The organism is Candidatus Soleaferrea massiliensis AP7 (assembly GCF_000820765.1).
In the GTDB taxonomy this organism is placed as follows: domain Bacteria; phylum Bacillota; class Clostridia; order Oscillospirales; family Ruminococcaceae; genus Soleaferrea; species Soleaferrea massiliensis.
In genome coordinates, this window is sequence record NZ_CCYH01000032.1 from 1 (window position 1) to 12,397 (window position 12,397).

Annotated in this window: 11 protein-coding genes; 3 read left to right on the top strand and 8 right to left on the bottom strand. The window is 53.3% G+C overall.

Features of this window, described 5'->3' with window-relative positions; all coding sequences use genetic code 11:
- Positions 1–769 (top strand): iron-containing alcohol dehydrogenase (locus BN348_RS07935; protein WP_040197333.1); only part of this gene is annotated, 769 nt, incomplete at its 5' end.
- Between the two features lie 494 nt (positions 770–1,263).
- Here the strand turns inward: BN348_RS07935 and BN348_RS07950 are convergent.
- The 5 genes from BN348_RS07950 to BN348_RS07970 form a co-directional block, all read right to left on the bottom strand.
- Positions 1,264–3,312, bottom strand: coding sequence for a M56 family metallopeptidase (locus tag BN348_RS07950; RefSeq protein WP_040197338.1), 2,049 nt, complete (start codon positions 3,310–3,312; stop codon positions 1,264–1,266).
- Complete coding sequence (locus BN348_RS07955; RefSeq protein WP_040197339.1) at positions 3,312–3,692, bottom strand: BlaI/MecI/CopY family transcriptional regulator; 381 nt, start codon at positions 3,690–3,692, stop codon at positions 3,312–3,314. The genes BN348_RS07950 and BN348_RS07955 overlap by 1 nt, the downstream gene beginning before the upstream one ends.
- A gap of 342 nt (positions 3,693–4,034) precedes the next feature.
- Positions 4,035–4,247 (bottom strand): heavy-metal-associated domain-containing protein, encoded by a 213-nt coding sequence (locus BN348_RS13605; protein WP_197068314.1) that lies wholly within the window; start codon positions 4,245–4,247, stop codon positions 4,035–4,037.
- A 127-nt stretch (positions 4,248–4,374) separates the two neighbouring features.
- Positions 4,375–6,669, bottom strand: a complete 2,295-nt coding sequence (locus tag BN348_RS07965) for a heavy metal translocating P-type ATPase (RefSeq protein WP_040197341.1) — start codon at positions 6,667–6,669, stop codon at positions 4,375–4,377.
- Positions 6,602–7,489, bottom strand: a complete 888-nt coding sequence (locus BN348_RS07970) for an endonuclease/exonuclease/phosphatase family protein (RefSeq protein ID WP_040197342.1) — start codon at positions 7,487–7,489, stop codon at positions 6,602–6,604. Before BN348_RS07970 ends, BN348_RS07965 begins: the two co-directional genes overlap by 68 nt.
- Positions 7,490–7,897: 408 nt before the next feature.
- On the opposite strand from BN348_RS07970, the gene BN348_RS07980 reads away from it, so the two are divergent.
- Positions 7,898–8,881: an aldo/keto reductase gene (locus BN348_RS07980; RefSeq protein ID WP_040197344.1), complete on the top strand. Its 984-nt coding sequence runs from the start codon at positions 7,898–7,900 to the stop codon at positions 8,879–8,881.
- A gap of 373 nt (positions 8,882–9,254) precedes the next feature.
- Here BN348_RS07980 and BN348_RS07985 read toward each other — a convergent pair whose 3' ends face one another.
- Together BN348_RS07985 and BN348_RS07990 are read right to left on the bottom strand one after the other, a co-directional pair.
- The gene (locus BN348_RS07985; RefSeq protein ID WP_052446819.1) at positions 9,255–9,929 is read right to left on the bottom strand and encodes a YczE/YyaS/YitT family protein; all 675 of its coding nucleotides are present in this window, start codon (positions 9,927–9,929) and stop codon (positions 9,255–9,257) included.
- Entirely contained in the window at positions 9,929–10,369 is a 441-nt protein-coding gene (locus BN348_RS07990; protein ID WP_040197345.1) for a MarR family winged helix-turn-helix transcriptional regulator, read from the bottom strand. The genes BN348_RS07985 and BN348_RS07990 overlap by 1 nt, the downstream gene beginning before the upstream one ends.
- Before the next feature lie 220 nt (positions 10,370–10,589).
- Between BN348_RS07990 and BN348_RS07995 the strand changes: the two genes are divergently transcribed.
- Positions 10,590–10,814: a hypothetical protein gene (locus BN348_RS07995; RefSeq protein WP_040197346.1), complete on the top strand. Its 225-nt coding sequence runs from the start codon at positions 10,590–10,592 to the stop codon at positions 10,812–10,814.
- A gap of 174 nt (positions 10,815–10,988) precedes the next feature.
- Here the strand turns inward: BN348_RS07995 and BN348_RS08000 are convergent, their stop codons facing one another.
- On the bottom strand, positions 10,989–12,110 hold the full coding sequence (locus tag BN348_RS08000; protein WP_040197347.1) for an FtsW/RodA/SpoVE family cell cycle protein: 1,122 nt from the start codon (positions 12,108–12,110) through the stop codon (positions 10,989–10,991).
- Positions 12,111–12,397: the final 287 nt, after the last annotated feature.

Below are 12,397 nucleotides of genomic sequence, written 5' to 3' on the forward strand. Positions count from 1 at the left end.
GGTTCCGTCCACCTCCGGCACCGCAACCGAGGTCACAGCGTTCTCGGTCATCACCGACTACTCCACCAAGATCAAATATCCGCTTGCCGACTTTGAGATCACGCCGGACATCGCGATTCTCGACCCGCAGATTGCCGAGACGATGCCGCAGAAGCTGGTTGCGCACACCGGCATGGACGCTTTGACCCACGCGATCGAAGCGTACGTCGCATCGCTGCACAGCGCGTTCTCCGACCCGCTTGCGCTCAAGGCGATTTCGATGATCTATGAAAACCTGGAGGACTCCTACAACGGCAAGGTGTGCGCGAAGGAAAACATGCACATCGCGCAGTGTCTGGCCGGCATGGCGTTCTCGAACGCGCTGCTGGGCATCGTGCACTCGCTGGCGCACAAGACCGGCGCGCAGTACGAGCTTTCGCATGGCTGCTGCAACGCGATCATGCTGCCGTATGTCATCTGCTTCAACGCGCCGGCCGCATCGCAGCGCTTCGCCGATATCGCGCGCACGATGGGCCTGCCGGGCGCAACCGACAAGCAACTGCTCAATTCCTTAGTTAAAACCATCCGCGAGATGAACAGCCGCCTTGGCATCCCGGCCACCTTCAAGGAAGCCGGCGTCAGCGAGGAGCTGTTCGAATCCACGCTGGATTCGATCGCGGAGAATGCCGAGAAGGACCCGTGCACCGGCTCCAACCCGCGCGCCTGCACCAAAAAAGAGCTGAAGCTCATTCTGGAATGCGCTTACTACGGCAGAGAGATCACCTTCTAAAGATTTTGTCAGATTTTATAAGACGGGAGCGGATGTACATCCGCTCCCGTTCATTTTTATGTGCATGGGACAGCGATCTAAGGTCGGCATTCTCATCTTCTTTGAAGAATGCAATGGCGTTACTTTGCGTCTGCAGATAACGGTTGATGTAAAAAGGACTCTTTCTATCGGTTGTCCTCCCGCAAGCAAAAACAGCCTCTCCATTTGTAAGAACCGCTGTTTGTGTTTTAGATTCGTATTGTTCAAGGGGACAGAGCATGTGCTCCGTCCCCTTGAACAGGATGGTTTTATTATAATATATAAGATGTTTCTCATTGTACGGATCGGTTTCGGCATTGCGGAAATCCGGTCTTTTTTTTTGGGGGAACTCCAGAGGGGCGGCCGACAGCTGAGAGGACCGGCCCCTCCGGACACCATACTATACCGCTTCAAGAGGGGATTCATATCATGCAGAGACTGCATTCTCTTGGAACCTGTCGCGTGTGAAAAAGCTTCTATTCCTCTCCGTATCTAGTTCCACAGGCCACCACATCCGGCATTCGCTCCTGATCTACCGAGAAGAAGGTGGACATTGCCGTCGGCTTTCCCTGATAATTGACAATGACCGATAAGCAGATGCCGTTGGACAGAGTGCCGTCGCCCCATTCTTCATTTTTAAACATTTTAAAACATTCTCCCAAATACCATTCATCCGTATAATCAATTGCTTCCGTGAATCCCAATGCTGCGCGCATTCTTTCCAAATTGAGCGTGCCATCATAATTAATTGGATGAATATATACTCCACTGGTGATAGCATTTCCATTCTCCATATCATACTCATAGGTCCACTGACTGTATTCCCAAGACGACAAGTAGGAGGTCGGTGCATATTCGTTCGCTTTAAAAATCTTTCCAAAATCTCCCATTCCTGTTTTAACGCTCGGATCTTCTGACACAGTGAGAGGGCTGCAAATCTCTGCAGTGAACCCATATCCATCCACAACGTTTGCTTGGAGATTTTCCGGATTCGCCGCATAGCCTCTTCCCAATTCGTCAGCGCTGAAGCAATGGAAAGAAATACTGTACGGGAATCCTTCCACCTGCTGCATCTCTTCGGCGGTCATGTCTTCAAGTCCCGGCGTATTCAGAAACGAATTGATCAATCCCTGAACGGTTTCTTTGTTCTGAGCCAGCAGATCGATGCAGACCTGGGCGGTTTTCGGCGTCTTGCGGCAGATGATGAATTTTGCTATTTCGTTGGGTCCGTCATATGCGGTCATGGTTCTGAAAAATCCCAGATTCCAATACTCGACGTACGGCTTTGGTGCGCCTGTGAGCGTTATCGCTTCCTGATCATATGCACTCAAGCCCGCAAACTCCTCCTGGAACGTACTCCAGATAAGCTCCTTGTTTTCGGGTACATCAAATAAATCAAATCCCACTTCCACATTTTCCGCCGAGATCAAATCAGGACTGGGCACTGCATCCGCAGCGCCGACAAAGGAAATTATTCCGCCAAACAGCACACCGACGGTTAAAAGCAGCGCAACAATGGTAATTCCTCTGCGTTTTACTTTGGTTGAAACGAGTTCGCTCAAACGTTTTTTCATAGTCTTCACACCTCCAAAAAAGCTGGTTGATAAAACGGTTCGGTTGACGGGTTTTAATGTGGCAAGGGAAATCAGGGTCTTTCCGTAATACTGCCGGCAATCCGCACCGCTGTTGATAAGCACCTCCTGGTCGCAGGAAATCTCACAGTCCAGACTGATATATTTCCCGGCAAGGTGAACGACTGGGTTAAACCAGTGCAGCGCGGTACACAAAAGGACCATCAGCTTATACCACAAATCCCGCCGCCGGTAATGGATGAGTTCGTGCTTCAGGATGAGGGAAAGCTCCTGTCCGCTGTAATCGGCGTGCGGCAGCAGGATCATGGGATGGATAAAACCGACCAACATCGGCACATTGACACAGCGGCAGCGATACACCTCAAGACTTCTTTTGATATGGAGACAGCCGCAGGCTTCACGCAGGATACCGCATACCATTTCATCCGTGATCTGACGCCGCCACCGCTTCACCAGTTTCATAAAACGGCGGTGCTTCGCGAGGGAGAAGCCCAGATAACAGGCGGCGCCCAGAAGCCAGACGGCAAGGACGACGTCATACCATTCCGGCGCCGAACCGGCCGCGCCTGCCGGGGAGACATCCGCCGGCGCATCAGCGGGATGAGCCTTCTCCTGCGGCTGCAATGGGACCTGACCGCCAATCATCGAGCTGGCTACAGGACCGATCATCCACGATGTATCTTCCGGATGATCCTGCGGCAGGGTTTCTTCGGTCCGGACGGCCGCCGTCTCAGGAAGCGCCAGACGAACCGGCGCAAAGGAGAACTGCGGCCGAAACGGGATCAGCAGCAATGCGAGGACGACAAGCCATGCATAGTACCGCCCTTTAGCGGCGAACCGCTTTGACAGCAGGGGCCGCAGCGCGATATACAGCAGGATGACACATGCCGTCGACAGGGATGCCAGCAGCAGAGACGCTGCGAAAAGCTGCATTACGATCCCCCCTTCTCCTCAAACCACCTGAGCAGTTTTTCAGATTCCTCCTCGTCGAGCTCTTTGTCCTGATACAGGGTGGTGACAAGGCTGAACACGGAATTGTGGTGGAATTTGTACAAAAAGCTGCTGGTTTCAAACTTCAGATAGTCCTCCCGGGAAACGACAGCGTAATACGTCCGTTCCTTGCCTTGCTTCTCGCTTCTGAGAAAACCGCGGTTTTCCAGCCGGGTCAGCAGGGTGAACAGCGTCTGCGGCTTCCAGATGTTTTCACCGCCAAGCAGCTCGCGGATCTGGCTGCTGGTCAGGGGCGGCTCATGCTCCCAGATCACATCCATGACGGTGAACTCGGCATCCGGCAGCTTTGTCAATTTGTCCATGACATATCATCTCCGTTCTTATAATCCCTACAGCTGTAATTAACTACATCTGTCTTTAATTACATTGTATGCTTTCAGAATCAATTTGTCAATAGGTTTTCGAATATTTTCTACTGATGTAGAAAATATTTTTTTCAGATAAAGCTTCCTCTCCCTATAGGCATTATACGCATCACGGCAAATCAGTTCCGTTTACCTGCTGAATACAGCTAAAACTGGAAAAGCTTTGATCAGAGCCGTACTTATTGTTGGAAAGCATCTTTCTTCCTTCTCCGGTTACAATATGTAAAAGGCAGGCGGCACTTTCTTCGTGCCGCCTGCCTTATTGGACTGTATCTGTTTTCAGTCGGATATCTTCACTTCGTAGCCGAGGCTTTCGATGGCGTCCTCAAAATCGGCGCGTTCAAGGTCGTGCCCATAGACGCGCACAATCCCAGACTTGCTTGACGCCTCGACGATGTCGACGCTGCCCAGGGAGGTCAGCTTCCGCTCGATGCGCTCTTCACATTTTTCGCAGGACATACCTTCCACCTGAAACTTTAAACAACTCTCCATTCTCATTGACTCCTTTGCCTGTTGTAACCCTTTTTTATCACTTCGGACCATTTCTGTCTCTTTGATCACGATTCATAGTATCATTTCAGTCTATTCGATGTTCCAACTGCCGGGCACATGCGCTCCGTCATTTCTGCGGCCGGTATCGCGTGAGCCGCAGGGAGTTGAGCACCACCGAAACCGACGACAGCGCCATTGCCGCGCCGGCGAACAGCGGGGACATCAGCGGGCCGCCGAACAGATACAGCAGTCCGGCCGCAATCGGGATACCCACAGAATTGTAGATAAACGCCCAGAACAGGTTCTCCTTGATGATCCGCATGACCTTGCGGGACAGCTTAAACGCATCCACCACCATATGGATGTCGTCCCGCATCAGCAGTACGCCCGCGGCTTCGGCCGCGACATCGGTGCCGCCGTAAACCGCGATACCGACGTCGGCCGCGGCCAGCGAAGGCGCGTCGTTGATGCCGTCCCCGACCATGGCGACGACCTTTCCTTCGGATTTCAGCCGGCGGACCTCTTTTTCCTTATCCTGCGGGAGCACCTGCGCCATCACGCGTCCGATGCCCGCCTTCCTGGCGATCAGATCGGCCGCGCCCTGGTTGTCGCCGGTGATCATCGCGGTTTCGATGTGCAGGGACTCGAGTGAACGGATCACCTCGGGCACCTTTTCCCGGATGGTATCGGACAGCGCGATCAGGCCGATCAGCGTTTTGCCCAGCGCGACATAGATACCGGTGCAGCCCTGCGGGATTTCGGGCAGGTGCTGATACTGTATCTCCTGCAGCTCGATCAGCCGCATGGTGCCGGCCGTGACTGAGAAATCCTCAAATTCCGCCGTGATGCCCTTGCCCGGATAGGTCTTCGCGGACTTCGGCTTGTCCAACTGCATCCCGCTTTGCTGCGCATGCGTGATGATCGCCTCTGCAATTGGATGCACCGACCCATACTCGGCTGAAGCGGCCAGGAACAGCAGGGTTTCCTGCGTGATCGGCGTGCCGTTCTTGAGGCTTTCCAGCGATGAAAACCGGTTGTTGAGGAACGCCGCGGTCCGCTCATCCGCGATGTTCTGCGGCAGCGGCAGGATATCCGCAATCTTCAGCTTTCCTTCGGTGATTGTGCCGGTCTTGTCGAACAGCACGGTGTTCACCTGCGCGGTCTTTTCGATGATGTCGCCGCCGCGGTACAGGATGCCGAGGTTCGCGGCCCTTCCTGAGCCGGTGATGACCGCAATCGGCGTCGCAAGCCCCAACGCACAGGGGCAGGCGATGACCAGCACCGATACGAATACCTGCAGGATGAACGCCGACGGCTTGCCGGCAATCGTCCAGAGGACCGCCGCCAGAACCGCGACGACCACCACCGCCGGCACAAAGACGCCGGATATCTTGTCGGCCAGCCGCGCCACCGGCGCCTTGCGCTCCTGCGCCTGAGTCACCAGCTTCAGTACCTGCGCGATCGCGGTGTTGTTTCCGATGCCGGTCGCCCGGACCATCAGCAGCCCATCCTTGCAGATGGTGCCGCCCGACACCTTGAAGCCGTTTTCTTTATAGACCGGCAGGCTCTCACCGGTCAGCATCGATTCATCGACCGACGCCTCCCCTTCCACCACGACGCCGTCAACCGGCACCCGTTCGGAGGGCTTGACCACCACGATGTCGTCCAGCTGTACATCCTTTGCGTCGATTTTGCGCTCCTCGCCGTCCCGGATGACCGTCGCGGTACCCGGGATCATCGACGCCAGGGAGCTGATTGCCTTCTTTGCCGAATTCTTGCTGCGCTCCTCGAGGAATTTGCCGAGGGTCACCAGCGCCAGTACAACGCCGGCGCTTTCAAAGTAGAGGCTATGCACGGCGTGGACATCCCCGCTTATGATGCGCCAGACATAGTAGACGCTGTAGATAAACGCGCTGGTCGTGCCGACCGCGACCAGGCTGTCCATGTTGGGATGCCGTTTCAGGATATTCGAAAACCCGCTGACAAAGAATCCGCGCGCAATGATGATGATGCCGATGGTCAGAACCAGCTGTGCCACGGCAAACGCGACCGGACTTATTTCGGGCGCGATGAAATCCGGCAGCCAGAGCTTGACCGGGAACATATGCGCCATGCCGATATACAAGAGCACCAGTGCAAAGGACAAACAGAGGATCAGCCCTGCCATATGGTATCGATTCTCGTCGTCCAGGACGACACCGTCATCCTGGATGACCGTCCCTTCAAAGCCCGCATGCCTGATGGCCTGCAGGACGCTTTCTTCGTCGATATCCTCCTCTGCGATGACCGTCGCGTTGGAGGTTGCCAGATTCACCGTCGCTTCGAGTACCTTCGGCGTGCGGCGAATGGCCTTTTCACAGGCTGTGCTGCACGCGGCGCAGGTCATTCCGCCGACATGAATCTTCAGTTCCTTGGTCGCCATAGGCGGTATCACTTCCCGTCTGCTGTTTTAAACGCAGCGTCGCGACAATCGGGAAATGATCGGATGGATACCGTCCGCCATAGGCTGACTTATCCACCACCGCACGCACCACCTGCAGGTCGTTCGATACAAAGATGTAGTCGATGATGGTGTGGTTCATCTTCCCTTTAAAATTATGGTGGGTATTTGTGATTCCGGTATAGGAATCAAATACGCTGTGCAGTCCCAGTCTCGGATTGCGCGCGGCAAACTTCTTCATCAGTTCCAGCGGCTTCGAGCCGGGCTTTGCGTTGAAGTCTCCCATCAGGATGGTCGGCATCGGGTTCACATCGTCCAGTTCTTTCAGGTAATGAAGGATGGTTTTAATGCCAAGCGTCCGCGCGGAGCTGCAGATGTGGTCGAAATGCGTGTTGAACACCCGTACGGTTCGTCCGATCGCCTTCACATAGACCTCGGCGACCGTACAAATGCGCGGGAACGCCGCGTAATAGGCGCGGCTTCCGGCCTTCTCCGGTTTTTTTGAAAGCCAGAAGGTGTGGTAGTACCGCATTTCGGCCTGCGTATTGTTCACCATAACATCGCTGTGCTCGCTTCTGTTATTTTTCCGTCTCGATATGCCAAATATACCATAGTCGCACAGCAAATTTTGCAGGTCTTCGCGCATTTCGGGCATCATCTCCTGTACGCCGACAATGGACGCGCCGGCGCTCTTGATGATATTCGCCACAAAATACTTGCGGTTCTCCCATTTATTCAGATATGTAAACGGTCCATCCCGTTTTACATTGAATGATACTACGGTAAATTGATTGTCGGTCATGCGGTATCCCTCCGGTTTCTGATGAAACGATCAAAAATTCATCTTATGATTATTGTTATTCTTTTCGTTTTGCGATACAATGATTTCTGTGTAAAGCTTTTATGAATTTGCAAAAGGTGCATCCTCCTGTTCAGACGCTGCCGGCGAGAGCCGCTTTCATCCGCTCCATGCATCCTTCGCATGCTTCGTCCCCACGGACGGAGAATACCGTTTAAAACGGTTTGATTCAAAAAATACATGGCAGAGAAGTCTCCGTCTTCGCGTTTTCCCGCGATGAAACGGACCGTCAGAAGATGCGCAGGGCAATCCGGCTTTAACAGGAAGTCCGCATACAAAAACACATATCCGCGGGAAACCGAATCCCGCATGGATATTGTACCATTCCGCAGGTAAGAAAAGGGGGATTTTATGAGATATCTTACGATTCAAAATGAACGGGACACGTTCCAGGTTTCAGGTCTTGTACTGGGCAGCAACTACTTCGGCACCGTGATATCCGAATCGGACAGCTTCGCGATGATGGACTATTTCTTTGAACATCAGGGAAACTGCATCGACACGGCGCGTTCCTATGCGAACTGGCTGCCGGACGGCGAATCGGCCAGCGAACGCATGGTCGGCAGATGGATGCGCGGCGTCGAGCGCGATAAGGTTGTCATCTCGACCAAGGGCGGTCTGCCGGACGGCATCAATCAAAATCCGGGCGCGCCTGTTGTGAGCCGGATTACCCGGAAGGACTTATACGAGGATTTGTCCAAAAGTCTCGATGTGCTTGGCACCGACTATATCGATCTGTACTGGCTGCACCGGGACGACCCCGGCACGCCGGTCGGTGAGATCGTGGAACTTGTGAATGAATTTATACAGAAAGGTTATGTGCGCGCGGTCGGCGCGTCGAACTGGAGCGTGGAGCGGATTGCCGAAGCAAACGCGTATGCAAAACGGCATGGTCTTTCGGGCTTCTCGATGAGCCAGATCCAGTGGAGCCTTGCCTCCTGCACACCGGAAAGCTGGGGAGACGACACGCTCATCTGTATGAACGATGAGGAATACCGCTGGTATCTGGAGAATAAATTTCCGGTCATGGCGTTTTCGTCACAGGCAAAGGGCATCTTCTCGAAATCGATTGAACAGGGTATGGACAGTCTCAGTGAAAAGGTGCGCACCCGCTTCCTCAACGAATCCAATATCCGGCGGATTGAGCGGGTCCGGGTTCTCTGTGACAGGTACGGCGTTTCCCCTGCGACGGTCTGTCTCTCCTATATCCTGTCGAATCCGGTGCCGGGAGCAGCGATCATCGGCTGCTCGAATCCCAGTCAGCTTGCGGACAGCATGCGCAGCGGCGACTTTGTGCTGTCAATGGAGGACATCCAGTACCTGACACAGGACTAACCATATGTAACAATGGATACCGGATTCATGCATGCATGTTTGATACAGAACCCTTTTATGCCCGCACCATACGTTTTCGGCACTGCCAGCCATCTTCATAACTTTTTGCCGCGCAGACCGTTCAAACGGGCAAGAACATCCCGAGCCGTATCCGGGGCGATGAGGACAGGTATTTCGCCGACGGGATTTTACTGTATATGCAGGAAAACAGCAAGCAACAAAAAAACAGCCAGTTCCAGAGGTCTTGAGACCAACCTGAACTGGCTGTTTCTGTATAAAAATCATGCTGTATAACAATTTGTATAATCTCCAGAACAAAGATGCGCGTGAACAGCTGTCGTTTCCGTGAAAACACAGCTCTTTTATAGCTGCATCAACTTTCTTCGGCGGAGATGTCCGGCAGGCTTTCATATTTTCCGAACAGCAAAGGCTGCACGAACCGAAGAGCTTTTCCGAAGAAGCGCGCAATGAATCCGACCAGCAGCGCAGAAACGACAGTGCCTTCGCGGACTCCCTGCAGCCCTTGGAACAGAAGCAGGGACAGCAGTCCGGCAATCGCGGTCATAGACGCGTCGAACACCACCTTTGTGATGCCGAAATCCGTGTTCCAGGTGACCGACACAGCCCGGACAAATGATTCGCCTGGCAGCATCACGACATTGGCCAGAATCTCCAGATAGACGCCAAATCCCAGCACAATACAGCCAAGCAGCAGAAAAAGCACCTTCAGGCAGTAGTCCTGCGGCTGCAACCAGCTGAGGAGCAGCATCGTGAGATCGATGAAGTAGCCGAACAAAATGGATACGGGAATCTGCAGCAGGTCTTCCTTTTTGAAATTTCGCCGCAAAATCAAAAGCTGCAGAACGATGAGCAGCAGACTGAACGCAATCGTGAATTCCCCCAAGGTGAATGGGAAACCCAGGCTCAGGACATATGGAATCGAAGAGATCGGCGATGTGCCGAGGTCCGCCTTGGTGATCAGGCTGACGCCCAGCGACGCAATGAACAGCCCCGCAAGAAAGACCAGATACCGCTTCAGCCGCTCCATCAGCCATCCCTCCGTTCCTGAACGGGAAGCTTGAGATTGTCCCGCATCTTACGAAAGGTTGTCAGGAACTGCTCCAGCTCCTGCGGGCCGATCCCCTGGAAGCACTGTGCTTCCACCGTATCAAACGCCTGATTCACCTCATCCAGCAGCAGCCTGCCTTTCTCCGTCAGGAACACATGCAGGGAACGGCGGTTTCCGTTCAGCATCCTGCGTTCTATGATGCCCTTTTCTTCCATGCCGAGCAGCACGGCAGTCACCGAGGTCGGTTCGATACGGCAGGCCTGCGCGATATCCTTCTGGGTCATGCCGTCATGTTCCTTCAGGTAATCCAGGACCTTCGGCTGTCCGGATGTCAGCCCGGTATCTTTGAGACAGGAAAACAGGCGTTTTTGCAGCATTGCGTGGTTGATCATCAGAAGATAGTGAAACGACTCTTCCATTTGACTCACTCCAATTGTTAGAATTCTCATTGTTAGAATCATTATAATATAAACCTTCTCATCTGTCAAACAGGATCTTCCTGACACCATGGCTGTCCATGGGATGCTGCTTGATCGAAGACGCATTCCGGCTTCCGGGCACATCCCTGCCTGCCCGGATATTCCTCTGCAAGCGGCAAATACTATGAAAAGCCTCAAATCACCACACAGGAGGGATTTCATGAAGTATGAGAATTTACAGCAGCTGATGCAGAACAGCCGCAGCAGCCGGGCATACTTTCTGTCGCTTCCGGTTCAGACACAATGCAGGCTGCATACATATGACAGCCATATCCATTCGGCGGCTGAGCTGCACAGTATGGTGCGTCAGTTGGACATCTCTGACCGGCAGGCGGATCTTGGCGGATGGACGCGCATGCAGCAGCAGGATGGAATGTTTCAATAAAGAGCGGCCTTTTTGCGCAATATTGAAAAGAATACACATGGGAACGGAAGTTACGCAATCGATGCAAAAAAACAGGCAGAGAATATTCTCCGCCTGTTTTACTGGTATTTCATATTATGCGTCACTGTCTTCCGCACGGCAAACCCGACTGCAGACAGAGAACGATGCGGTTCCTCACTCCATAAACAGCGTCGTCTTGTTGTGCATGTAGACGCTCAGCACCAATCCGATGCCCATATACACCGTCACCACCGAGGTTCCGCCCGCGCTGAAGAACGGCAGCGTCACGCCGATAACCGGCAGCACCGCAAGGTTCATACCGAGATTGACGATGGTCTGGCTGGCCAGCATCATGAACACGCCGACACAGATGGACTTGCCCATCCAATCGGACGAAACGCGGGACACCAAAAGAATCTTGACACAGAGCGCCGTGATCAGGCCGATGACCAGCAGGCATCCCAAAAAGCCCATCGCTTCCCCGATGAAAGAGAAGATAAAGTCGTTCTGGATTTCCGGCACATACCGGTGCTCCCCTGAAAACAGCCCGTTGCCGAAGATCTGGCCCGAGCCGATCGAAATCTTGCCGCTGATCTGCTGGTATTCCATGCCCTGCGTATCGGAATTGGGATTGAACAGGATCAGGAATCTTTCCCGCTGGTACTGGCTGAACACCTTGAACCACAGTATCGGCAGGGATACGACCAGAACACCGGCCGCGGCCGCAATGTATTTCCAGGAAAGACCCGCAGCAAAGATCATCGCCACAAAGATACAGGCGAACATCAGCGCGGTGCCGTCGTCGTTCTGAAAGTGGATCAGCAGCACGGGAAACATGCCGTGCAGACCGAGCAGCAGCACATTTTTGATCTTGTTGATCTCATCCCGCACCGCGTCCACATGGTAGGAGAATGTCAGGATAAACGCGATTTTCAGCCATTCCGACGGCTGGAAGGACATGCCGAACGGCAGCGGGATCCATGCCTTGTCATTGGCCGCCCCATTCTGGACGCCGATGATAAAGGTCAATGCGACCAATGCCAGCAGAACCGGCACATAAAACTTCCACAGCTTCCCGAGCGTCCGGTAATCGATTTTCGAGATGATGATCGCGACAATGAGGCCGCCGATCGCGGCGCCTCCCTGTACAATCGGCATCCTGGCGAGATACGGCAGCGATTTGGCCAGCGCGGCCAGAATGACCACGGCAAATCCTGAAATCAGGATGCATAAAAAAAACAGCGCTTTGTCGGTGCCTCTGACATAATCCGCAACCGCTGAAAAAATCTTTTTCATAGTATACTCCTTTCTTATTGTACCATCTCAGAAAGGAAATCACATCGAATATAATAGAAATGTGTTCGTCCTTTATACTGCTTCAAATACAAACCCTTTCAACAATATCTTTGATAAGTATAATACTTTACCGGTTCCAAGTTGTGACCTATCCCTTAATATTGTCAAAATACCACCGGGTTCAATCATCCCGGATAAAAAACTGGATGATCCGGCATCCGGCCCGGATGCTGAAAGATTTCTCGATACAACAAACAGGCGGAGAGTTAGCTCTCCGCCTGTTTGCA